General features: G+C 39.2%; 25 protein-coding genes. 22 read left to right on the forward strand and 3 right to left on the reverse strand.

Annotation, left to right across the window (positions count from 1 at the left end):
* Positions 1 to 85 precede the first annotated feature (85 nt).
* Positions 86 to 1,051, reverse strand: a complete 966-nt coding sequence (locus GCE9029_RS03965; protein WP_082804268.1) for an integron integrase — start codon at positions 1,049 to 1,051, stop codon at positions 86 to 88.
* A 240-nt stretch (positions 1,052 to 1,291) separates the two neighbouring features.
* On the opposite strand from GCE9029_RS03965, the gene GCE9029_RS03970 reads away from it, so the two are divergent.
* The 5 genes from GCE9029_RS03970 (at position 1,292) to GCE9029_RS03990 (ending at position 6,723) form a co-directional block, all read left to right on the forward strand.
* Positions 1,292 to 2,209 carry an AbiTii domain-containing protein gene (locus GCE9029_RS03970; protein WP_157487764.1) on the forward strand — a complete coding sequence of 306 codons (918 nt, stop codon included), beginning with the start codon at positions 1,292 to 1,294 and terminating at the stop codon, positions 2,207 to 2,209.
* A 151-nt stretch (positions 2,210 to 2,360) separates the two neighbouring features.
* Positions 2,361 to 3,116 (forward strand): hypothetical protein, encoded by a 756-nt coding sequence (locus GCE9029_RS03975; RefSeq protein ID WP_062661125.1) that lies wholly within the window; start codon positions 2,361 to 2,363, stop codon positions 3,114 to 3,116.
* A gap of 140 nt (positions 3,117 to 3,256) precedes the next feature.
* Positions 3,257 to 4,933 (forward strand): RNA-directed DNA polymerase, encoded by a 1,677-nt coding sequence (locus GCE9029_RS03980; RefSeq protein ID WP_062661126.1) that lies wholly within the window; start codon positions 3,257 to 3,259, stop codon positions 4,931 to 4,933.
* Between the two features lie 207 nt (positions 4,934 to 5,140).
* Complete coding sequence (locus GCE9029_RS03985) at positions 5,141 to 5,788, forward strand: hypothetical protein (RefSeq protein WP_157487765.1); 648 nt, start codon at positions 5,141 to 5,143, stop codon at positions 5,786 to 5,788.
* 281 nt (positions 5,789 to 6,069) lie between these two features.
* A complete protein-coding gene (locus GCE9029_RS03990) occupies positions 6,070 to 6,723 on the forward strand; it encodes a hypothetical protein (protein ID WP_157487766.1) in 654 nt (217 codons plus the stop codon).
* Positions 6,724 to 7,104: 381 nt separating this feature from the next.
* On the opposite strand, the gene GCE9029_RS03995 is transcribed toward GCE9029_RS03990, so the two are convergent.
* Positions 7,105 to 8,127: an IS110 family RNA-guided transposase gene (locus GCE9029_RS03995; RefSeq protein ID WP_062661129.1), complete on the reverse strand. Its 1,023-nt coding sequence runs from the start codon at positions 8,125 to 8,127 to the stop codon at positions 7,105 to 7,107.
* 91 nt (positions 8,128 to 8,218) lie between these two features.
* On the opposite strand from GCE9029_RS03995, the gene GCE9029_RS04000 reads away from it, so the two are divergent.
* From GCE9029_RS04000 to GCE9029_RS04045, 9 genes are all read left to right on the forward strand, one after another.
* Positions 8,219 to 8,683: a GNAT family N-acetyltransferase gene (locus GCE9029_RS04000; RefSeq protein ID WP_062661130.1), complete on the forward strand. Its 465-nt coding sequence runs from the start codon at positions 8,219 to 8,221 to the stop codon at positions 8,681 to 8,683.
* Between the two features lie 133 nt (positions 8,684 to 8,816).
* Positions 8,817 to 9,275, forward strand: a complete 459-nt coding sequence (locus GCE9029_RS04005) for a peptidylprolyl isomerase (RefSeq protein ID WP_062661131.1) — start codon at positions 8,817 to 8,819, stop codon at positions 9,273 to 9,275.
* A 119-nt stretch (positions 9,276 to 9,394) separates the two neighbouring features.
* Positions 9,395 to 9,820: a hypothetical protein gene (locus GCE9029_RS04010; RefSeq protein ID WP_197475318.1), complete on the forward strand. Its 426-nt coding sequence runs from the start codon at positions 9,395 to 9,397 to the stop codon at positions 9,818 to 9,820.
* Positions 9,821 to 10,444: 624 nt separating this feature from the next.
* Positions 10,445 to 10,969, forward strand: coding sequence for a hypothetical protein (locus GCE9029_RS04020; RefSeq protein WP_062661134.1), 525 nt, complete (start codon positions 10,445 to 10,447; stop codon positions 10,967 to 10,969).
* 144 nt (positions 10,970 to 11,113) lie between these two features.
* Positions 11,114 to 11,509: a hypothetical protein gene (locus GCE9029_RS04025; protein ID WP_062661135.1), complete on the forward strand. Its 396-nt coding sequence runs from the start codon at positions 11,114 to 11,116 to the stop codon at positions 11,507 to 11,509.
* Positions 11,510 to 11,624: 115 nt separating this feature from the next.
* Positions 11,625 to 11,996, forward strand: a complete 372-nt coding sequence (locus GCE9029_RS04030; RefSeq protein ID WP_062661136.1) for a VOC family protein — start codon at positions 11,625 to 11,627, stop codon at positions 11,994 to 11,996.
* A gap of 575 nt (positions 11,997 to 12,571) precedes the next feature.
* Positions 12,572 to 12,922 (forward strand): hypothetical protein, encoded by a 351-nt coding sequence (locus GCE9029_RS04035; RefSeq protein WP_062661137.1) that lies wholly within the window; start codon positions 12,572 to 12,574, stop codon positions 12,920 to 12,922.
* Positions 12,923 to 13,074: 152 nt separating this feature from the next.
* On the forward strand, positions 13,075 to 13,836 hold the full coding sequence (locus GCE9029_RS04040) for a sugar phosphate isomerase/epimerase family protein (protein ID WP_062661138.1): 762 nt from the start codon (positions 13,075 to 13,077) through the stop codon (positions 13,834 to 13,836).
* Positions 13,837 to 13,968: 132 nt separating this feature from the next.
* Positions 13,969 to 14,592, forward strand: coding sequence for a histidine phosphatase family protein (locus GCE9029_RS04045; RefSeq protein ID WP_062661139.1), 624 nt, complete (start codon positions 13,969 to 13,971; stop codon positions 14,590 to 14,592).
* 408 nt (positions 14,593 to 15,000) lie between these two features.
* On the opposite strand, the gene GCE9029_RS04050 is transcribed toward GCE9029_RS04045, so the two are convergent.
* A complete protein-coding gene (locus GCE9029_RS04050; protein ID WP_062661140.1) occupies positions 15,001 to 15,279 on the reverse strand; it encodes a hypothetical protein in 279 nt (92 codons plus the stop codon).
* A gap of 915 nt (positions 15,280 to 16,194) precedes the next feature.
* Between GCE9029_RS04050 and GCE9029_RS25765 the strand changes: the two genes are divergently transcribed.
* From GCE9029_RS25765 to GCE9029_RS04095, 8 genes are all read left to right on the forward strand, one after another.
* Positions 16,195 to 16,929, forward strand: coding sequence for a class I SAM-dependent methyltransferase (locus tag GCE9029_RS25765; RefSeq protein ID WP_062661141.1), 735 nt, complete (start codon positions 16,195 to 16,197; stop codon positions 16,927 to 16,929).
* 1,297 nt (positions 16,930 to 18,226) lie between these two features.
* The gene (locus tag GCE9029_RS04060) at positions 18,227 to 19,102 is read left to right on the forward strand and encodes a helix-turn-helix domain-containing protein (RefSeq protein ID WP_062661142.1); all 876 of its coding nucleotides are present in this window, start codon (positions 18,227 to 18,229) and stop codon (positions 19,100 to 19,102) included.
* Between the two features lie 97 nt (positions 19,103 to 19,199).
* A complete protein-coding gene (locus GCE9029_RS04065) occupies positions 19,200 to 19,490 on the forward strand; it encodes a putative quinol monooxygenase (protein WP_062661143.1) in 291 nt (96 codons plus the stop codon).
* Positions 19,491 to 19,653: 163 nt separating this feature from the next.
* Complete coding sequence (locus GCE9029_RS04070; RefSeq protein WP_269449272.1) at positions 19,654 to 20,346, forward strand: sulfite exporter TauE/SafE family protein; 693 nt, start codon at positions 19,654 to 19,656, stop codon at positions 20,344 to 20,346.
* Between the two features lie 220 nt (positions 20,347 to 20,566).
* Positions 20,567 to 20,971 carry a hypothetical protein gene (locus GCE9029_RS04075; RefSeq protein ID WP_002541377.1) on the forward strand — a complete coding sequence of 135 codons (405 nt, stop codon included), beginning with the start codon at positions 20,567 to 20,569 and terminating at the stop codon, positions 20,969 to 20,971.
* A gap of 76 nt (positions 20,972 to 21,047) precedes the next feature.
* Positions 21,048 to 21,467: an NUDIX hydrolase gene (locus GCE9029_RS04080; RefSeq protein WP_062661145.1), complete on the forward strand. Its 420-nt coding sequence runs from the start codon at positions 21,048 to 21,050 to the stop codon at positions 21,465 to 21,467.
* A gap of 113 nt (positions 21,468 to 21,580) precedes the next feature.
* Complete coding sequence (locus GCE9029_RS04085; RefSeq protein WP_062661146.1) at positions 21,581 to 22,048, forward strand: NUDIX domain-containing protein; 468 nt, start codon at positions 21,581 to 21,583, stop codon at positions 22,046 to 22,048.
* A gap of 244 nt (positions 22,049 to 22,292) precedes the next feature.
* Positions 22,293 to 22,658 (forward strand): terminase, encoded by a 366-nt coding sequence (locus GCE9029_RS04095; protein ID WP_062661148.1) that lies wholly within the window; start codon positions 22,293 to 22,295, stop codon positions 22,656 to 22,658.
* Positions 22,659 to 22,665 lie beyond the last annotated feature (7 nt).

Raw genomic sequence — 22,665 nt, forward strand, 5'->3', positions numbered from 1 at the left:
CACAATTTCTATTGGTATGCCTAGTTTATTAGTATTTCAATCAATACGACTGCTGGGCCACACGCGCAGGGGCGGTAGCGTGGAATCAAAGTAGCCTAGATAGAGGGCTGATGACTCCGTTGGCACCATTATTTAAAACATGTGTGTATATCTGCGTGGTTCTAATATCAGAATGTCCTAACTGCTCTTGAACCGTCCTAATGTCTGCTCCGGCTTCTAGAAGATGTGTAGCAAATGAGTGTCGAAGTGTGTGACAACTTACCGCTTTGCTTATTTGAGCTTCTCTTGCCGCACGCTTTATTGCTCTTCGAATGGTCGTTTCATCTAAGTGATGACGCCGAATCAAGGATGAGCTAGGGTCTACCGAAAGTTTGCTAGAGGGAAACAGAAATTGCCATCCAAGCTGTTTGCTTGCTGCGGGGTATTTCTTTGCTAACGCATTTGGAAGCCAGACGCCGCTGAAGCTAGGGTTAGAAATGTCTTTCTCAAAGTATTTATCAGCTATCGCAATTTGGTTTCTAATCAAGGGAACAAGTTCTTTGGCTAGGGTGACTTTTCGGTTTTTATTCCCCTTTCCTTGCCAAACAAAAACGGCGTAATAGTCAAAATCAATATCCTGCACTCTGAGTCTAAGCATTTCAGTGACTCTCAATCCGCTACCATACATCAGTTTTATCGGAAGGCTAAGGTTAGGAGGAAGATGTTGGAAGAGGCGTATAGTCTCATCTTTGGTCAGTACGACGGGAAGTTTTGGGGATACTTTTGATCTATTGAAAGACAAATTTTCTCTAAGCGGTTTTTTTATATATTGCCGATAGAGAAAAACAACGGCGTTGAGCGCTGTTGCTTGACTTTTCACAGCCAGTTTTCGCTCATTTGCTAAATATGTTAAAAATCGCTCTACCTCCTCGTCTCCCATATCTGCGGGATGCTTTTTGTTGGTATAGATAATAAACATCTTTATCCAGTAGATGTATGTGTCAACCGTTCTCTTAGAATAGTGACGTGAATACATAAACTCGCAGACTGATTGGAGAAAGGGCGATTTCATAGATGTTTAACTATACTGTTTATATACACAGTTCTTACTCTATAGTAAGAAATTGCAGAATTTAAATGCGGGACGCCCGTTTTTGTCAGTTTGCAAACATAGTCATAGTTCTATGTGATTGATAATATTGATGTAAGATGCGCGGTGATACGGTGGTTAGCGTACTAATCGGGCGTCTCGGTTTTGGACTAAACGGGCTTTATGCCCGCTAATAAGTTGTTAGGCATATAGGAGGAAATATTGAGTCTTTTGAGAGAAATTCAAGCATCACTCATATCTGATGAACCAAATTTAGGTGGTGTTTTATTAAAGCTACGATTACTCGCGGCAAGGTTGGGAAGTGATATTCTAAGTGATTGGGTAAAACATGAAATGTCAGGTTATCCAACTGATGTTGATTTACCAGATTACAGAGTTATAGGTGTATCATTTAAAGGTACCTTTAGTGGTCCTTTTGGTTCAGGAATTAACAATGCATCTATCCCAACGGCACTTGTAGAGCAACATGCAGGTGAACACTGGAGTAATCATCGAGTCAGGCAGGGTATTGCAGCCATTGACGATTTGGTCAAGAGTGCTCAAGAGTCAGGCTATCTTGGATTAGATTGTTCAAACTTAATATTACTATTGCAAGGGAAGATATATGAAGACTATGCATGTAATGATATTCGGGGGTCAATTTCTAGAAGCGCATTGGTTCAAATTCAAAACGAAGTAAAAAGTAGAGCGCTAGAATTAACTATTGAGTTAGAAAAATCAGTTCCTGCCGCAGCTGAAATTGTGTTGGTGCCTGAGGGTACAGATAATATTGATAAGAGCGAAGTGTCTAAGATTATCAACCAAACAATTTACGGGAATTATACTGAAATCTCTAATTCAGGAGATAGTGCTCATATTGAAGTAAAAGCCATTCAAGGTAACGCAGATGCATTTCAAAAAATACTTGAAGACTCTGGCATATCACAAGAATCAGCAAAAGAACTGTCAGAAATCATCCAAGCTGAATCACCAGATTCTAAAGATGAACCACTAGGCAGCAAGGCTAAAAAATGGCTTCTCAGCAATCTTAAAAAAGCTGAAGATGGGACGTGGAATGTAGGTATTTCAGTGGCAACTGATGTAATCAAAAATGCAGTCAAAGGTTATTATGGGCTTTAGTTAAAAATGCCTAACAAAGCATTTATGAGTGATTCCCAACGCTTGGCATTTTCCATTCTACCGTTGGGTTTTGTGTTTACGGTGATCTGGTTAAGTTTTTTGGTAGCGTTGCTCACACCTTAATGCGGCGTTATGAGGAGAGGAAAATCCATTGGTTGCTACAAGTGCTGTAACTAAAAGTTGTTATTTTATGAGTAATTTCTCTTGCTACGAGATAGCAAAGGATTTTGCTAGTCCAATTTTGACAACCATCGCTATTTTGATTTCTGTCCTTATTGCGTTTAAACAACTATCTAAACAGCATGAGAATAGTCTTGAGCTTAAGAAAGAAGAAATAAAGAGTAAAACTCGAATAGATCTCTTTAAAGAGATTAATGACTTGTTAGAGGCTTCAAATACTCAAGTCCGTGAAATTAATTCCCATTGTTTCGGTAAGAAATACTCTAACATTGAAATGAAAGCAGCAATTGACCATGTGGAATTCCTGGAGTTAATGAAAGTATTCAGCAGTGCTCTTTTGACTGTTGCTAGTAAAGTCGAATATCATGAAATCGTAAACTTAAAATTGTTTCGTGTTTTTCGTTATTCTTTATATTCTATTCATCATGATTTGCTAGCTCTTCAAACTGAAAAAGACAGATTTAAAGTTTTAGAGAAGCTTATTGAACTTACTAATGATTCAATGATGTATTTTGGTGATTTTCAGGTGTGTATGCAAAACATGACTTATGGCGAAACTTTCAACTCAACTGTCCCAGAAAGAGTTCCTGCGAACAAGAAAATCAAAGTGATCACTAATTGTTCTGAGAACTTAGATGCTTTACAAGTCTATTTTGAGAAAGAGTCAAATTGGGGCAAAAGCTGTACAAAGTATGAAAGTGAGGCAAAGGAGAAATTTTCCTCATAACAAGCGAATGAACGAGGGACGTTTACTCGTGGCGCATTTTTCATAGAAAAATTGTGATTCAGGTGTTTCAAACAGTTTGGGCTAGTAAATACCCGTTATTCGAACGTTAGTACTAAAAAATTTAGATTGCAGAATATAAAATGAGTAGAACAAAAAAATTAATTCAGTATGGTTACTTGCCTATACAGTTACCACCTTCTTTTAATACTAGGTCCTTTGCTGAAAACTATACGAAATTTGAATCTAAATGGAATTCACAGAAAACACCAAAAACAAGGTCAGAAAAGTACTCCGTAGCAAGATCATCATATTATAGACGAGTTACTAGTATTCTAAATCCAATTGGTTTTTACTATATTTCAAAAGAAATTAGTAAGCATTGGGCTAAAATTGAGCGACATTATAGAAAAAGTAACATTTCTTTAAGCAAGCCTAGAATTAACCCTAGCTTGAGAGCTATTGAAATTAGTAAATTTAATGAACTTTATGAGGCTAAGATTGAGAGGTCTTCAGGGTATAAATTTGCATTAATTACAGATATTACAAGTTTTTTTCCAACAATTTATACTCATTCTATACCGTGGGCATTGCATACAAAGTCGGTAGCTAAAAATAATACAACTCATACAGATGAGTATTTTGGTAATTTGATTGATGCCAAATCAATGAGTTTACAAGATGGACAGACGATGGGGATACCTATTGGTCCTGATACTTCGCATATAATTTCAGAAATTATTAGTGTCTCAATAGATAAAGATTTAAATGATGTGCTAGGGTATTGGCCCGCTGGTTTTCGATATGTGGATGATTATTTTCTTTTCTTTAACACTCGAGAGGAGGCTGAAAGAGTTTTAGCATCATTGACAAAAATTGTTAGTAATTATGAACTTCAACTCAATCCTTCTAAAACCAAAATTATCGAAGTTCGAGATTTAGTTGAAGAATCATGGAAGTATAGTATCAAAAAGTTACGGATCTCGGATAAAAAGAAACAACAAAGGGATGATATCCATAATTATTTTGAATGTGTTTTTAGTTTGGAAAGTAAATTTAAGGATGAAAGCCTTGTTAAATACGCACTAAAACAACTTTCTTCATCGATTATAAAAAAATCAAATTGGTCTATTTTTGAATCGTACTTACTAAAATGTGGATACGGCTTTCCTAATACTTTACAAATAATAGTAACTATATTAAGTACTTATAAGCAATTTGATTATAATCTTAACCAAAAGGCTTTAGAGCGATTTTGTGGTAACCTCATTGAAACACACGCGATTTCTGATCATCATGGTGAGGTATCTTGGTTATTGTGGTTGTGTAAAGAGATTAACGTTCCACTTCGCAGAGAAGTTATTCGTGAAGTTGAGGGTATGTCAAGTGGTGTTTGTAAGTTGATGGTGATTGATCTTTATGAATCTGGAGTCATTAAGCACAACTTAAAGTCTGAAACATTAAGATTGCTAGCTTCCAAGGAATCATTGTATTCAAGTGATTGGTTAATCTCTTATGAAGCAGGTCGTAGGTTCTGGTTAAAAAATGCAGATGACAAATTTATAAAAAATGATTATTTTTTTAGTGCGTTACTAAAAAACTCAGTATCTTTTTATGACGAATCAGCTAAATGTAATCCTATATTTAATTTTAAAACAACCACATTATCTCAGAATTTTATTGATCAGCTTTTTGATAGTGATGATGATATTCATTCATACTTTGAGTTTGATGAAATGGACGAAGAGTACTTTGATAGCAGCTCTAGTTCTGATGTTTACGATTACGATGAAGACGATTGGTTTAGTGGCGAATTTTAAGTACTAACAAACAATTTAAGAGGGATTCACAACGCTTGGCACTTTTGCTTCTACTTCAAATTTAGTGTTTATGGCACAATGTTTTAGGTTGGGTGGTAGCGTTGTTCACCCCTTAATTGGGCGTTAAATGGCTATGAAGTTTGACAGTTGCATCTGTGCTTTAAATGAATTACTGTGTTTTTGTACAGTTTTCTTAAAGGGTATTTTATGGCTGGTAATTTCAATTTCATGACGCTGCTCTCAACTAGTGTAGCTTTCGCTGCTGGGACATTTACTGCTTTACAGTATATACAAGTAACGCCTTTGGAAACTGAGGTTGCTGTCCTTAAAGAAAAACTTAGTAATCAAAAAGAGCAAGTTGTAGTCTCAGTTGAGTACAGACAATTGAATGATGAGTTGTCACGAGAAAGAGCACGTAGTGAATTACTTGAATCTCAAGTAAAAAAGAAAAACCAAGCTGTCGAAGAAGCTATTGTCTTGCGAGTTGAATTATCTAATGCTAAGGAAAAGCTGGAGAAATATAAAAAACAGGGTGATTACCACTTAGTCAAGCAAAACTTAGAAAAAGTAAATAATGACTTATATGGTTTGAAAGAGAAATATCTAAAGTTGAATAAAGATTATAAGGCTTTATCAGGCTATATTTCTCTAAGAAAAGATTTTGAAGAACTTAAGCAACAAAAGAGTCGACTTACACAGATTATGCAGTGCATGAATAAATCTGCTTGCCCAACAATATACTATAAATATTACTTAGATAAATTTGAGCAAGCAACATACAATCAATTTGGTGATGAACTAAAAGAAGTTAACGCACAAATGAAGTTAATTATCGATAAGCTCCCGGCTATTTAACAATCTGTTTAAGAGTGATTCGCAACGCGTGGCATTTTTACTATGCGTTACGTTTAGTGTTTAAGGTGGTATGCAGTGGCTTCTGTATTGCGTTGCTCACACCTTAACAGGGCTACATGTGTCCGAGTACTCCGGCATTCCGTAATAATATAATTCATAATGCTTAACTTAACTGATATAATTAAAAATTGTTATTAATCAGGTTGTTGTGTTTTTGAATAATGATAGAAAACTTTAGTATAGAGTTTGTAGAAGAGCTAAAGAGATACGCAATAGAAGTAATGCAAGAGCAATATATTAGCCAAGAAACAAAGCGCTCTATTTGGGTAGATAGTACCAGAGGCCTCAAGCAAGATAGTTACCTCAGAGAGAGTTGCTTACCTGCACACTTCGCTATTTTGCCTATGGTCAAACAAGTTGCCGAGAACGCTGGTGTAGTTATTGGTGTAATTGATCCTCCTCGTTTAAATCGGATATACCATACGTACTCACACATTGCTATGTTCAGTGAAAACGCTAGGATCAATACGGATCCAGAACAACTGTACCATGCTTGGATTAAATTAAATTTGGATGACCCTAAAAGTGATATTCTTGACATTACGTCAGCACAAGCAAGACACAGCGAAAATGGTTTCTTAGGGAAGCATAGCTATAAACAGCATATAGAAATTCTCACTAATCCGAAAGACGTATATCATTTTCACGCAAAATATGTGCGTTTACGATTCAGCAAGTACCAAGACGGTTTAAGCCCACCTGGCTTAGCAAAAAATTACTTGAAGTCATTTGCGACTCAGCAATCGGTTGATGAAAGTGTCGTAATGGGAGTAAAGGGGGAATCGCCTTTGACAAGTTTGTTGCTTCCCTTTGTATATAAATGTTTGTTTTGTCATTATAAAAGAACAATTACAAAAGGTGGCCAAGACACATAACAAACTGTTTAAGAGTGATTCGCAACGCGTGGCATTTTTACTATGCGTTGGTTTTAGTGTTTAAGGTGGTATGCGGCGGCTTTGGTATTGCGTTGCTCACACCTTAACAGGGCTACATGGATTCCCCCGTTCGTCAAACATCCGCTAGACTTTTGAAGATGGGTTTTGGACTGCCGCTCTACATTCGGCCTTTCACTGACTCACGTCATGGCCCTGATGACATTACGCGGTTGCAGTGCCCCTTTTTATTAAACAAATTGGCGTTAGAAGGTATCAATGTGCCCGCCGTATTAACAGGCTCTCTGCAAATGGTCTTAACCTATCCTCATCAGCTGCGTCTGCAATGACCCGGTTGGTGTGTTTCCCTGCGCCGCCTCTTACTCAGGCGGCGTAGTCTTGATATTCGGTTTGGTTGTGCAACAACGCCCAGATAATGCGGGCGTTCTTAGCTGCCAGTGCGACAATGGCTCGGTTCATCCCTCGTCGTTCGAGGACGTTTCTCCCCCAGACACTGAGCCTGTCCTGTTTTTCCCCGAGGTTGGTTATGACGGCTCTCGCGCCGTGAACTAACAAGGTTCGTAGATACTTGTCGCCCCGTTTACTAATGCGCCCAAGGCGAGGTTTACCGCCGGTTGAATACTGTTTGGGAACTAATCCCAACCAAGCAGCAAAGTCTCTCCCGGAGTCGAACTGCTCACCTTTACCGATGGCAGCAATAATGGCTGTGGCGGTTTGAGGTCCGACGCCTCGGACGTTGAGGATACGCTGCGCATTAGGGCTGACTTTGGTCACCATCTCAAAGCACTGGTCAGTGTCTTCGACACGTTGATTCAGTGTCTGTAAGTGTTCAAAGCAATCCGCCAGGACAGCACGGGCAATATCAGGTAAGCCGTTTTCAGCGGCTTCGAGAATAAGAGGAACCTCGCGATGGACAGCGGCACGTCCGGTTGGAATGACGATGCCAAATTCGGCGAGCAAAGCACGGATACGATTAATGAGGGCAGTACGCTCCTGAACCCAGTGCTCACGCATTCGGTGAATAGCAAGAATGGCTTGGCGTTCAGGTGATTTAACAGGAACAAACCGCGTATTGGGTCTTTGGACGGCTTCACAGATAGCAATGGCATCATTAAGGTCATTCTTGCCTTTTGTGCGGTAGGGGCTGACATACTTAGCCGCCATGATGCGGGTATCATGGCCTAATTGGGTGAACGCTCTGGCCCAATAATGCACACCACTACACGCTTCAATGCCTATACGCATAGCTGGCATATTTGCTAATGTAGTCAGCAATTTAGCGTGTGATACAGATTTATGAAGGATGACCTTTCCCCGTTCATCAACCGCGTGCAGAGAGAAGTGGTGTTTGGCGAGGTCAACGCCACAAAAGAATTGAGAAGACATGATTACCTCCGGTATTTAACGCGACACCTAAGTGTGGCAAATCCTCGTGAGGGGGAATCCATGTCATTCGTTAGCTGCCAATGGAGTTTCAATGCCCAATGTAAAGTTACGACCTCCTAGTAAAGGATTGGGGCACAAGTGTGAAAAAATTCTGCGTAGTGTTCCCGAGTGGTTTGGGCGTGAAGATTCTCTTATCGAGTACGTAAATGAAATTGATCACCTGAGCACGTATACAGCGTTCCTTGATGAGCGACTAATTGGCTTCTTTTCAGTCAACATACACAATGAATGCTCTGCTGAACTTCACGTGTTAGCAGTCCATCTTGATTTCCATCGACAAGGCATTGGTAAGCAGTTGTATCGGTCTGTAGAGGAAGATTTAAAGACACAAGGCATCAAGTATGTGCAAGTCAAAACGTTGGGCCCATCTTACGGCGATGCAAATTACGAAAAAACCAGACAGTTCTATCTTTCACTCGGTTTTTCTCCTCTTGAAGAAATAAGAGAGTTTTGGGGGGAAGGTACGCCTTGTTTACTGATGGTAAAGGGCATCTAACAAGGGCTTCAAGGGGACTAAAAACACTGAATCATTTTTTAGTCTTTTCAAATTTGGTGCTTAAGGTGGTTATTTCGAGTGAATCGTGTGTTTTTATCCCCTCAAGCCGACGTTAGCTCTCAATGAGGTTTGTATGAAATTTAACTTTTTAATCGTTTTGTTTTTTTTAGTTGGCTGTGCTTCAACTAGTAATGAGTCAGTAAAGAAAGTACGCTTTGCAGATGTTTATCACATAATGGTGATGACAGAAAAAGATGCTAAAGATGTATATGCTGAACTTCAATTATTAGATAAAGGCGAACAATTTGTAGCATTTAAAAAACTTGCAGAGAATGTATCAATAGATACCGCGAGTGCTGGGAACGGTGGAAAGCTTGATACTATTTATGAAGGTATGATGGATTTGGAGTTTGAACAACATGTATTTTCTTCTCAGAAAAGTGAAGTAATCCCTGAGTTTAAAAGTTTTTTAGGTTGGCATGTTATATATGTAGAAAAGTTTTACGAAAGAGACGTTTACGACATTTGTGAAAATGAAGCTGCAAGCCATGAATCAGGTGAAAGAACTCTCTACTCAATTTATTGCTTATAAAGCGTAGAGAGCTAACAAGTGCTTTAAACGGATGCAAAGTTGTTGGCTTTGCTCCTCCGTCGCTAAGTTTAGCCAACAACTTTGCGCCGCTTAAGCAGGCGTTATACGCTAAAATCGAAATGGAAGTTCAATTGAAAGTTTTAGATGAAGTAAAGCTATTGATATCCGTTGTTTACATCAGCGATGCTACAAAAACTCTCACCAGAGAACTCAAAGGTAAATGTTGGGGAGCTATCGTACGGCTTGCCACACCTGCCGTGATTTCTGTTGGCGTTCTAGATATTGCGTTGTTGGAATTTACAAGATTTTGGATAAGTCCAGGACTTAGTATTTTAGCTGTATTCGCTACGCTGATATTAACTTCGATTTTTATTAATAAAGTGGTCAGTGATGATAAGCAACTCATTAAAGCTAAGATTTTTATTATGGAAATTGATGAGAAGGAACGAAAGGAAAAGGTATTCTTTTTCAACGCTGTTTATTTCATGGTTTCACTTCTTCCTGTCCTCATCTTTGGAGTTGCGCTGTGGATATCACGCATATAACAAATGCATGAACGGGATATTTCTTCGTCGTGCAATTTCACCGTGAATTAGGTGTTTGACACATATTGGTTTAGAAAGTGCCCGTTATGCTGGCGTTAGGATCTATTGAGGTGAATTTGAAGACCACTATTAAGCCCAAAAGACCTTTTTTGACGCTAATAGGTAGCATGCCATTTATTCTCATGGGCTTATTTCACCTAAAAAATGGAGTTTGGTTTGCCTATGTCGAGCTTTCACTAGCATTCATCAGTATGTCTGTCACTTTGGGCATGCTGCTCCCTTTTTCATCCTACGTAGAGGTCAAAGAAGGCAAGATAGTAATTCGTAATCTATTTATAAAGCGAACTCTCAATATAGATGAGTTAAGTGAAATAAAGTACAGCTCTAGAGCAATTTACATCACATTATTAAACCCAGAAAGCAGATCAATAAACAAGATTACGTATCAGCTATTTAACTACAACTATCTAATCCAGGATATATACAAGCTCCCATTGGTAAAAATTGTACATGCAGTAAACGAAAATAAAACCTGAATAGGAAATTAAACATCACGCCCTCGGTTGCTGGGTTTGTTAAACATGCCCGCTCTTTATAGCAAGATTCTGATATAAGGAAATAGTTTTGAGATTTATAGTCACTTTTACATCAATAATTTTCGCTTTCGGAGTGAATGCTAGTGAGCTGGAAATTTTGGTTGATAAATACGTTGCGGCTAATCTTAGTTTTAATTGTGAACAGATTGCTCAGCTAGTACATCCTGATGACCTAAGCTTTTATAAAAAGAAGGTAGATAATTCACTTAAAAGCTCAAATAAAGATATGGTCGAGGAAAACTTGCTTCCATTGTTGGGTGTTAATACTCGACAGCAAGCAATTAAGTTAGGGGCAGAAGAAGCCTATACTAATATTTGTACTAATCTAATTGCTAAGCTCCCCACTAAAAATTTAGAAATAGCCAACCCTGAGATTGAATATCTTAGGAAGACAAATCATGGTGATACCATGGTTGTAACATACAAAGTAATGTATGAACTCGGGGGAATATCTACTCAAAACATTTTCCAACATGGTTTCAAAAAGTACAAAGATAACTGGCGTGTCTTGCTTACACCTGAAGCGCTAGCGTACTTTGCACAATATAACTAGCAAACGCTTTAAAACGGATTCGTAACGCATAGTAGTTTTGTCATGCGTTGATTTTAGTGATAGCTGGTGTGCTGAAAAATAGCATTGCGTTGCTCACCCCTTAACAGGGCGCTGGCTTTCTGGTTGAATCATGAGGAACAAATAGTGTTCAAACGTTTTGTCGTTGGGCATATCAACAAACAGTCGGGAGTGAATCAAGGAATCTTAGGCGTGGCTTATCGTATCAGTAGAGAAAAGCAGGCCGATGGAACCTGTATTGCTGACCTAGATTCCCATCTAGAATGGTTGATGAGTTCCTTTCCAATTCCTGATGTTTTTAACAACCCAGAAAGCTTGAAAGGTGTCTGTTGGTTTAAGGATACATCGGTTGAAATCATTGCTCATGTAGTAGCCATAATTCCTTATGTTGAAAAATGTGGCTTCACAGTTACCGAGTTAACGTCAAATGCTCCGGGTCTAGTCATATATGAAGATGACTTCCAGATTGTCGCTATCCCAGACGAGCATCAGCGCAGAAAGCTAACGAATAGCTCAAGCTGACAACTAACCTTTGGGATTCTTGGCTCAATTGAGTTCAGTGTTTACGGTGTCTGTATTTGAGTATCGGGGCGGTTAGCTGCAACTTGATAAGGCATCATATGGTTAGAGGAAAATTATGTATCCATTAGCAGTTCTTGTTCATGTCCCAGATGTAGCTAAAGGGCTTGAATGGTACAAGAAAGCTTTTCCGGGAGCGGTTCCGGTTTACCACCCTGACTTTGACTTTACAGCGCTTGATCTAAATGGGTTCTCACTGGAGATAGTTCAAGCTGACGAAAAGGTTGGTACTGGTAAAAGTGGTACGGTTGTTTATTGGTCTGTAGATAATTTGTCTGTTGCTTTAGCTCGTTTTAAAGAACTAGGTGCGTGCCTTTATCGCGGGCCAATGGATATAGAAGGTGGGTTGTCAATGTGCCAAGTTGAGGACCCATTTGGAAACTTAATCGGACTACGCGGAAAAATAACACAAAAAATCATTCAAGAATGACTCGTTTGTTATGCGTCGGATTTAGTGGTTAAGGCTATATACGACGCAATAAAGCGTTAACAATAAAAAGGTATGATTAAATTGGGAAAACTATTTTTCTTCTTCATTTTTCTCATTTGTGTATTCTGCTTTTTTATTTCCTCCATTCTTTCTGTGTATATGGGTTGGTTGATGAAAAGATATGATACTAGCGGATATGAGAATCTATATATCCTCTATGTAGCTACCTCTCCAGCATTGTTTATAACCTATGTGTTTAACTCCAGTACACTCGAATTATACCCTGAAAATAGACGGTGGTTATTTCTATTATTAAGGGTGTTAATAAGCATGACGGGTATATGTTTTGTTCTAGTACTGATAGGTGCCTTGCTCTTTTATTAAGGTCATAAAGCAAGTGATATAAATGAGCTCAAAAATGAGGGGGATGTTATTAGGGACCTAAGTCCCTGTCAGGAAAATATAGTTAACGGTACGATTACTCTTGGTGCCTTTTCTAAAAATAATAATTAAATCGTTTCAATCAGTTTGGGCTAATAAACGTTCGATATTACAATGTTATGTAAGGAATACATGTGAGTAATGCAATGAAGTATGTTGGTTTTTCTTTGATGATAATAGGAGTGTTGATATTAATTCAGCTGATTCTTAGCATTCCTGGTTATCTGAGTGATTTTGAAAGCAACCCAGTATATGAATATGTCGTGGGTACTGAGAGTAAATCTTACTCAGTAACTTTAGATGGTACTGAAGTGTCTGTATCGGGTAATTTTAATCGCATCATTGCCATGTTTTTTGGACTTATGGTTCTTAAAATTTGGGTGAACGTCGGTTTAGCCATTGTTCAGGCTGGGCGAAGCTTACTGGTTGATGATATGGATAACGTTAAAGCGTTGCTGAACACCTTACTTGAAAAAAGGTATTAATACCTAGCGCTCGTACACAAGGTTATCAACGGGACGTTTTGTCAATGCGTCAGGTTATCAAGGTATTTTACATACATGCATTGCCCCCACAGGGGCTAGACTCGCGAAAAACGCTTTTCGTTAGTAGCAAGCGTAACGCAATTGGAGGGTAGATGTACATTGGCGCTCAGTTATTCGGCATTCCTGAAAAAGTCTTGAAAAGTGAGTTAGCACATGTTCTTAAGTTTATAAGTGAAACTGGTTATGATGGCGTTGAATTACCTTTTCTTCTAGAAGCCGAGGGGGAACCTGATCAGTTTGGGTTAGATTGCGTTGGGGTGCATGTTGCACCAGAGCAACTCGTAAAACATGATGAGCTAATAAGCTATTTAAGTCGGCATAAATGCAGAAACTTGTATGTTTCTGGTCCTTTGGGGTGGCACGATAGAAGTCTGGACAATTTCAAGGTTACATGTGGTTTATTAAATCGTGTGGCTGAACTGTATGCCAAAGAAGGTATTAAAGTTCAATATCACAATCATGACTTTGAGTTTTTAATAAACCTTGGTGAAACCTCTACTCCTTTTTCAATACTTGAAAATGAGCTTCATTATGAACATATAGATCTTTGCATTGATGTTGGATGGCTTCACTTAGCTAACGTCAATGTTAATGACTTTCTTCATGAACATAGAGACAAAGTGTCACACTTACATTTAAGAGATTTTGCCAACGCAGAGTCTGTTGCTCTGGGCCAGGGAAGTGTTCCGTTGCCCGAAGTATATGAACAACTTAGTGAATTTAATCGGCTTAAGTGGGTAGTCGTCGAGTTTGAGCCAACTTCGAATTACAAAACGCTCTTTAAACAAAGTTGGCAGCACTTGAACCTTCTACGTGAAAAAGTTGCGCAACAAACGCTTCAGTTGGATTCGTAACGCTCGACAATTTTAGCGTCAAATTGGGATTACGTGTTTACGATGATCAATTTTGGTCGGTGAGGCGTCACTCACCACTTGCTCGGATGCCCGCTTCTAGTTATCCGGCGTTGTAAGTAAGGAATAATTTACGTGACAGAGATTCATATTTTTAGACATGGTGAAACAGAGTGGAACATTGAAGGCCGTATGCAGGGCTTCAAAGATTCACCGCTTACGGAACTTGGAAAGGCTCAAGCTGCAGCTGCCCGCAAAAAGATAGAGCACCTAAACTTTGATGCTGTCTTTTGCTCAACAAGTTCGAGGGCTTCTGACACAGCAAGGATCTTAGTCAATGACGTAGATATCCCAATATATGAGACCCATGAGCTAAGAGAGATCAATATGGGCTCTTGGGAAGGCATGAAACATAGTGATGTTAAAGAACAATTTGCAACGGACTATTATGATTTCTGGAATCGACCTGGTTGCTTTCGGATGAGCGGTGCAGAGTCATTTCATGACTTAAAAGCTCGGTCTATCGCCTGTATTAAGCGAATTTCGCAAGAGCATAAAGGTAAAAAGATACTGGTCGTGTCGCACGCGGCATTGATTAAAACATTGCTTACGAGTTTACAATCGAAGCCCTTGAATGAGTTATGGGAAGGGCCATTCGCTACCAACTTATCGCATAGCATAGTTATCGGTGGTGTTAGTTCGGAGTTGGTCGTTAAGCAGTTCTGTGACGAGATTTGTAAAGAAACGTTTAATGATTAAACATGTAAATAAACCAACATATATGAGCCCTTCTCAGGTCAAGATGCAATAGCATTTTTGGCTGCGTTAGCAGTCAAGACTCTCGATAAACAAAGTCATCTACTTCGAGTTGTTATATGAGCCGTTAAGTTATTGCTTAGGGAAAACATCTTTAGAGAGGCTCTTACTACGGTTGCTACTCTGCCTGTCATTTGGGTTTAAGGACAAATAGACACTATTCGGTCAACCCAGGCTTGCACCATTCAAGGTGCAAGCAACTTTGTTGTTCGTTCTGGTGGGCACAAATAGGCGGCTAATCAAGGTCGATGGGCTTGCGCAATGGTTGACACAGCAGACCATGAGGTTTTTACCCAATAGCGCAGTAAAGAAGATGCTCTTTCTCAGAACCAGTTAGATGTCCAGCTTACCTCATGGTGCGCCAAAGAGGCCAGTGCTTTGGCTTTGCTCAGACGTTTTTGCAGTCAGGTCAGATATCTTAGGGTTCCCCGGAAGAAGAGTACCGCCTCTGCTAAGAAGGCCAATGCCGGGCACAGTTTGAAGGAGTAAATAGTCTTTCGGGTTGTGCTGTTTGGCGTTTTTCTCAATAAGGCGCTCCAACTTGGAGAGTTCTTTGTTGTATAAGGCAAAGATATTGATGTGGACATCGATGTTACGATTAATTACCGGCTCATTGAAGCGGTTGGGCACGTATTCTCTGGAATAGGGATAACTGCGCATTGTATTGGGTAAAGGTGTTGGCGACTTGGATTTTAAGGTTCGCGCCGTGGAGCGCGAGTTGGTTCGTTGGTGAAGTAAATCACCTTTAGTGCACATGGCTTTTGGATCAACGCAGACACCGGGGAATTGTCGCCTCTGAGAAGGGAGGCGATTTTCAGAAAATCATTGGCGTAGTCGAGGCAAAGGTAACTGACCCAGTACCGGTAATACCTTTGGGTATGCCCCATCTTCGTGTGAAGGACTTATTGCCTGCCGCATCAAGAATATAGACGTAGAAAATACACACACGCTGATCGATGTCGCAGTAATAATTATGGTGTTGGTGATAAAATCTTACTGAGTCTTCTCCGTTTTGGTTTTGTCGCCCTCCAGCTTGGCCAGGTGGTTAATTGAAGGGAAGGCTCAATGAGTATCAAGGCTATAAACTGGACGTTTTGCCAATGCGGCAGTTTTTTAAAGTATCATCAATACAAAAACTCAAACGGATTTGAGTGATTTGATAAGTATCTGTAACCACGATATTATGTTATCTAAGAAAATATGGACATATTGTTTTGTTTTGTAATAAAATGATCGAGATGGATGTATATAATTAATATAGTTACTAGTTTAATGATAACATGATGGATTTATTTTGTGGTCGATGTGTCATAGAAATTTGAACCATGGGGTATTTATTAATGAGATGTGTAGGCCGTGACCTATCTAAGGAAATCAATATACTTAGCAGCATGAATATTTTCGACTTAAGTGCTAGTAGATGAATATGATGTGGAATTTCTTCAGAAATGACAAAATTTGGCTCACGCTCATTTATTGCCAAGTTTAGCATAATATTTTTCGTCTTTTAAGCTGTGTTATGTAAATGAATTTATAGGAAAATTAATGTTTGAAAATTATCCAAAAGAACGACCGGTTTTACCAAAAGAAATTAAAGATATTTATTCCGAGCATTATAAAAATAATAGAGAAGGTTCGACAGCGGCATCTTCTCTATCGCAGTGGATGGAGTCTTGGTTGCACAAAAAAGTCGCAGAAGATATTTCCGGTCAGAGGGAATCAGGTAAAGTTACTCTTGAGTTAGGGGCGGGTACCCTTAATCAACTAAGATATGAGCCTGTATCTGACAACTATGACATTGTGGAGCCTTTTAGTGAACTTTATAGAAACTCTAGTTGTTTACATAGAATAAGAAGTATATATGATGACATTTCTGAGGTGCCCATCCATAGTAAATATGATCGAATTACTTCAATTGCTACATTAGAGCATATATGTAATTTACCTGAGGTTGTTGCTCGATGTGGATTGTTTCTGAGAGATGACGGAGTGTTCAGAGCAAGTATTCCAAGTGAAGGTACTTGGCTATGGACGCTGGGTTGGAAGTTGACTACTGGATTGGAGTTTAAGATAAAACATGGACTTAACTACGAGTTGTTAATGAAGCATGAACACGTTAACACGGCGAGGGAAATTGAGGAAGCGTTGGTCTATTTTTTCAAAGAAGTGAAATATAAGGTTTTTGGTTTATCTAAGTCCAATTCACTCTATCAATTTTACGAATGTAGAAACCCTAATATTAAAAGATGTCGCGATTTTATCAACGAATGTAATTTATGATCGATATATTTTTATTAATAAATATAACGTCATCAAAAAAATTTAAACTTCGTTAATTTGGCGTTATTTCCGTTTTATGGTCATGACGCTTTATCTTCACCATTTAGTTGGGATTTCTATAGATCTATTATATTATATCGAATTTAATCAGTTTTTTCGATTTATATGCGGAGAAATGATGAGTTTTTTCAAATAGTGCTTACGTTATAAGCGGCTCTCGCCTCACCCAGAGTTTCACAATACTATTGGCAAAGAAATTGTTAAATTTCCTGTTTTTCAAAGTGCTATGAATATAGGTGTTAAAGTAGTCTTGGGCATTTTAGTGAGTGACAGTTGTTGCAACGTTGAAACGTAAGAAATAATGGGGCCTGGAAAAAGTACTATATTTATGGCGAGCGTGATGTCGATTACTTTTTCTAGTTTTATGTGTTTTTCCTCCGATAGCCACCATGCTTATAGATCTTATTGTGGTTTCTTTAGTTATCGAATAAAAATATTTAATTTTTTTAGTCAATTTTATCTTTGGTTGATTGCAGTAGAAGCTATTTTAAAATTTGATTGTGATGGCACGGGCTTATATCATTACTTCTACAATCCTAACTGTAGTAATAATGGCAAGTTGGCTGTTACTCAGGTTTCTTTCTTCTTCTAAATGGCTGGTCCAACAGCATTTAAGATGATAGAGAAATAGAGTTGAAATAAATCTTAATACTAAATACGTTTGTAGATTTAGCATATGTTTAATCAGCTCTTTCACAAGGCGTAGTGGTTGATGATTTTTATTTGTCGCTCCAAAATTACCGGCGAACCCGATATGATGTGCTCCAAGAAATTAATAGGAATAAGTAAAAAATACGGATGTTGAGAGTATTCCATTCGGAACTACAGGCTGGAATGATACAGAGGTTACGGAGCATAAAGATGAAACGGCGTACCAAATATTTTCGGTAATTCCGAGTGCGAATGGTTGAATGCTTGTAAAATTATTTGTCGGATTGGTTTTAAAGGATATATCTGATATATTATAATGTCACTTAACCATTGGGATGGAGTATGAGTGGATCTTTATTTATAAACCGGAAATTTATTGTGAAGATTCTGAATTTAATTTCGGTCTATCTCTTTATCTCTTTATCTCTTTATCTCTTTATCTCTTTATCTCTTTATCTCTTTATCTCTTTATCTCTTTATCTCTTTATTTTTTAAAAAGTAAGTAGAGCAGAATTAAAAGGGCTGAAAGCAGATTTATGGAAAGACTAGGTGCTACTTATTACCCCGATAAACCTGAAAAACGAAAATGAAAACAATTTTTGAGCATACGCAATCAAACGTGCTGGTGATACCACAAGCTCTTTATGCCATGAAAGATGTAGCAATGATTTGTCATCATCGAAACTCAGTCATTTTTTATAAGAGCCTTGATCGCGACTTGGTAGACATTGAATTCTACACCAATACACCTTGCTTCATATTTGTTGAAAGCGGTCGTGAGGTCATCACAAACTACAACAACGATACGGTCGAGTTGAGTGCGGGATCTGCTATATTTCTCCCTCAAGGGGTAAATCTTCAATCTGATTTTGTTAAAAAAACAGAATCACTTAAAGCATATCTTGTGTTCTTTGATGATGATGTTATCAATGACTACTTAAGCAAAATTAAAAGCCCTTTGGCTGGCTATGAGCGAAAGGAAACCTTTTATCTTTTGGAAGGCAACCACGATTTTTCAAGTTTTTTCCAATCAATTCAAGCTGACATAAACACTCCTTCCTATTTGAACGTTAAACTCCAGGAGCTGCTCCACCTTATTGCATGGAGAGATAGTCAGCACATTTTTAACTCACTGCTGGCCACAAAGAAAAGAGTCCCTCCTAAAAGAAACCTCACGCGCATGTTAGAAACGCTTGATGTACTTCATTTGACTGTTAGCGACTTGGCGTATCTTTCCGGAAGAAGCCTTTCAAGTTTCAATCGCGATTTTAAAGAAAACTACAAGGTAACACCCAAAAAGTGGCTACAAGAGAAAAGATTATCTAAAGCTAAAGACCTTCTGGTAGGTAAAGAGCTGTCTGTAACTGAAGTCGCTCTGACGATGGGTTATGAAAACGTGTCGGCTTTTATCAAGGCGTTCAAAGACAAATATGGTGTAACACCAAAACAAATAAAGCCATAAGATAGATTGAAAATCGTTATTTTTGGCAGTTTGCAGGTAGTTTACCTTTGAGTGCTTGGTTAGTCTGCACTTAGATTTCATCCCAAAGGAGCGAAAAATGAGTGTTAGAGTCACGCTAAACTGCCAAGTAAAACCAGATCAGTTTCAAACCTTACTGCCATTTCTGGAAGACAACTTACCTAATGTAAGAGGGTTTAAAGGAAATATGCAGGTTAAAGTACTATTTGACGAAAAGAATAACGAAATGTTCTTGGATGAAGAGTGGTTGACGTTGGAAAGCCATCAGGCGTATTTGAACTTCATTGAACAGAATGGAATATTAGAAGAGTTAGGCTCTTTTCTCCTTGCACCGCCAACCATTAAGTATTTTGACAAAGTCGAAATTTAGCTATTAGAGCAAACACGAAATTAGCTTTAACAAAGTACTCTGCTTCAGTGAATGCTTTGCTGCGCTCCCAGCTTTCTGGTGGGCGCAGCGTTATCGCCTATAAACTCTTCACCTATGCTGACGCCATAGCGCAGGAGGCTCAAGTATCGAAATCCTATTAGGAATACTCGCTTTAGCGACTTCAATGGTTGCTGCGGTAGTGGGTTTCGGTGGCGGTATGCTGCTGATTTCCTTTCTTCCCTCATTCTTGGCGCCCAGTCTTATTATCCCAATACATGGGCTCGTGCAGTTGGCGAGCAACTCTTCTAGAATGTTGTTTTCACTGAACAAGGTTAGGTGGGAACTGCTACCGGGTTTCCTCGTCGGTTCTGTTCTTGGTGCGGTCGTGATTGGTTATGGCTTGTCACATATCTCCATGGAATATGTGCCTTTGGCAATTGGGCTTTATATCTTGCTCAACCTTTGGAGTAAGCACTTTTCATCTGCAATCAGTAAATATGAGAGTTTTTATCTTATCGGGTTTCTCCAAACCGGTTTAGGGCTAGTCGTTGGTGCTACAGGGCCACTTGGACTCAGTGTCTTAACCAAAAAACTAGCCTGCAAAGATGAAATCATCGCGACAAGCTCGCTGTTTATGACCATCAGCCACTTTGCAAAGATACCCGTGTATCTTGTTATTACCACATCACTACTTTCTGAACTTTCTGTGATTGGTTTTATGGTTGCGGGTGCGGTGATTGGTTCTTATTTGGGTACAAAGCTCCGCCTCAAGGCAAAGAACGAGCTTGTGGTAAAAGTGATTAAGGTTCTACTGTCGTTGCTGGCAGTGCGGATGATTGTCGGTGTGGCCTTATAACGGCTGTCCCTGCCGAATGCCAAATCGATACTACCAGCATCTAACCCAATGAAATTTATTGCTCAATAATGTGTCGGAGAACACGCATCTTTCCCTATCCGTACGTTGGCTAGATTTGTTATGGTAAACGCCAGTTAGCGGGTGGAAATAAAACCAGAACGACACTTAATTTAATTGCCACAGCGCATCGGATTCTGAGAATGAGTTAAGGAGAACTAGGATGAACATTATCGCTGTTTTTCAGGGTAAAGCGGCTTCATTACTGGCTGAGAGTGAACAAAGTGCGAGCGAGAAACTCATTGAGCTTGCGACGTTTTTCTACAAGATTGATAACCGTGTGGCATTGGCTGAGCAAAAGTACATGGACGAGCTTCTGCAAACCATTGAGTGGAAATCGACTGTCAGTGTGGAATCATTCCAACGTAACTGCATTGGTAAGATTAACAGCGTGCTCGACGGTTCTGATGAGGAAGCTTCTGCCTACCTCTCGCAACTGATGCAAGAGCTCTCTGAGTTGGGCGCAGCAGAAAAAGCGAAAACGTTGGCGAAGGAAATCTCTGATGCCGATGGCGAAATTGCTGACGATGAAGTGCGGTATCTCGACCTGATTAAAAGCTTCAAGTAATTCCAATAACCCGCTGCCGAAATCAGCGGGTTTTTTGTCAGGTTGAAATGAAACTATCCAAGTTACAGAACTACAAATGAGTTTGAGAAGAATTAAGGTATGCCCGTTGGTCTTGCGTGAAATAGACGGTGAGATGAATCTTCTTTTATTCAAACACCCTCTGGCGGGTATTCAACTGGTAAAAGGCACTGTCGAACCCTTTGATATTTCTTACGAGAGCGCGGCGAAACGAGAGCTTACCGAAGAGTCAGGAATCTCCTATGTATTAAACACCACGTATTTGGGGAGTTGGGAAAGTGGTTATCAAGACCAGTTTTGGCACTTTGTTTTATGCCAAGTTGGTGAAACCTTGCCTAAAACGTGGTGCTTTTATACCCAAGATGATGGTGGACATGAATTTCAGTTTTTCTGGCATAGATTAGGTGACCCTATTCCCAACGATTGTCACAAGCTATTCTGTGATGCTATTCAAAAGGTACAAGAGCTCATTCGGTAGTTGGGCGTTTAATAGGCATACATTGCGAATACAAATACTTATTTGATTTTTATTCCCCGTTTTATCGAATTGGGAAAAGGTAGCTGTTATCTACGGATTGTTCTGGAGGAAAATTGAGCGCAAGTGAATATATAAAAGAGTTACGGTCTAAAGTCGGCCATATGCCCTTGCTGCTTCCTGGGGTTGCGGCGGTGATTTTAAATGAATGTAATGAACTGCTGCTTCAACAAAAAAATGACAATACCTGGAGCCTTCCAGCGGGGATGATTGAACCTCAGGAGTCACCAGTACAAGCGGTCATCAGAGAAGTGCGCGAAGAAACGGGCTTCATTGTGAAAGTAGACCGATTGCTTGGTGTTTTTGGCGGTGACGGTTTCTGCTTTACTTATCCCAACGGCGATCAGGTTGAATACACGATCATTCTGTTCAAATGCGTAGTCAAAGGTGCTTCAGAGTCTGAGGTCGACAGGGAAACCAAAAACCTTGAATGGTTTTCAAAAGATGACTTGCCAAAGCTTGAACTTCCATATCCTTTGGAATGCTTGTTTGACGAGAAAGAGTCAGCTTATTTTATGAATTAATGACTGCGGACAGCCAAAGACACAATGAAGACTGTGTTGTCAGACAAAATACAAACGCCTGTGAATTCCAATGTCAAATCCTCTCGCTTTTTCCACCTAAATTTGATATTGGGAAACATATTGGAAGTATTAAGGAAAATGCGTACCGCAATTTTTGTCAGGTACAAATAGGTGGAATCGCATACGTTGGCGTATTAAATGTCTTAGTCAAAGTGTAAAAAGGCGAATCAATCACGGAGGACACATGCCCTTTAACGAACTCATTGAATGGCAATGGAAAGGCTATTCAAGGTTTCATCAATCGAAGAAAAATCTTCTCATCCATATCATCTTTGTTCCCTGCTTTCTCTTAGGCTTTGCGTCTTTTGTGTTCTCACTACTTAGTCTTGATTTGATAGCTGTGCTGATGTCAGTGTTATTAATGGCAGTTTCATTCGGTTTGCAGGGGTTGGGACACAGCAAAGAGGCAAACCCGGCAGAGCCATTTACAAGCTTCAAAAATGCGATGTCGAGAATCCTACTTGAGCAACTTTATACCTTTCCTAAATTTGTGGTGACGGGAAATTGGTATCGGGCGTTTGTCGCATCAAAGCAAGGGATAGGTGCTTAAGAGATGC

It is taken from the genome of Grimontia celer, assembly GCF_900055185.1.
GTDB lineage: Bacteria > Pseudomonadota > Gammaproteobacteria > Enterobacterales > Vibrionaceae > Enterovibrio > Enterovibrio celer.

What these genes read in the sequence shown, in the direction of transcription:
- GCE9029_RS04080 (WP_062661145.1), top strand. Translation starts at nt 21,048, where the DNA reads ATGAGTTTGAGAAGAATTAAGGTATGCCCGTTGGTCTTGCGTGAAATA.
- GCE9029_RS03995 (WP_062661129.1), bottom strand. Translation starts at nt 8,127, where the DNA reads ATGTCTTCTCAATTCTTTTGTGGCGTTGACCTCGCCAAACACCACTTC.
- GCE9029_RS04065 (WP_062661143.1), top strand. Translation starts at nt 19,200, where the DNA reads ATGAGTGTTAGAGTCACGCTAAACTGCCAAGTAAAACCAGATCAGTTT.
- GCE9029_RS04000 (WP_062661130.1), top strand. Translation starts at nt 8,219, where the DNA reads ATGCCCAATGTAAAGTTACGACCTCCTAGTAAAGGATTGGGGCACAAG.
- GCE9029_RS04005 (WP_062661131.1), top strand. Translation starts at nt 8,817, where the DNA reads ATGAAATTTAACTTTTTAATCGTTTTGTTTTTTTTAGTTGGCTGTGCT.
- GCE9029_RS03965 (WP_082804268.1), bottom strand. Translation starts at nt 1,051, where the DNA reads ATGAAATCGCCCTTTCTCCAATCAGTCTGCGAGTTTATGTATTCACGT.
- GCE9029_RS03980 (WP_062661126.1), top strand. Translation starts at nt 3,257, where the DNA reads ATGAGTAGAACAAAAAAATTAATTCAGTATGGTTACTTGCCTATACAG.
- GCE9029_RS04040 (WP_062661138.1), top strand. Translation starts at nt 13,075, where the DNA reads ATGTACATTGGCGCTCAGTTATTCGGCATTCCTGAAAAAGTCTTGAAA.
- GCE9029_RS04075 (WP_002541377.1), top strand. Translation starts at nt 20,567, where the DNA reads ATGAACATTATCGCTGTTTTTCAGGGTAAAGCGGCTTCATTACTGGCT.
- GCE9029_RS25765 (WP_062661141.1), top strand. Translation starts at nt 16,195, where the DNA reads ATGTTTGAAAATTATCCAAAAGAACGACCGGTTTTACCAAAAGAAATT.
- GCE9029_RS03985 (WP_157487765.1), top strand. Translation starts at nt 5,141, where the DNA reads ATGGCTGGTAATTTCAATTTCATGACGCTGCTCTCAACTAGTGTAGCT.
- GCE9029_RS04030 (WP_062661136.1), top strand. Translation starts at nt 11,625, where the DNA reads ATGTATCCATTAGCAGTTCTTGTTCATGTCCCAGATGTAGCTAAAGGG.
- GCE9029_RS04095 (WP_062661148.1), top strand. Translation starts at nt 22,293, where the DNA reads ATGCCCTTTAACGAACTCATTGAATGGCAATGGAAAGGCTATTCAAGG.
- GCE9029_RS04010 (WP_197475318.1), top strand. Translation starts at nt 9,395, where the DNA reads ATGGAAGTTCAATTGAAAGTTTTAGATGAAGTAAAGCTATTGATATCC.
- GCE9029_RS03990 (WP_157487766.1), top strand. Translation starts at nt 6,070, where the DNA reads ATGCAAGAGCAATATATTAGCCAAGAAACAAAGCGCTCTATTTGGGTA.
- GCE9029_RS04060 (WP_062661142.1), top strand. Translation starts at nt 18,227, where the DNA reads ATGAAAACAATTTTTGAGCATACGCAATCAAACGTGCTGGTGATACCA.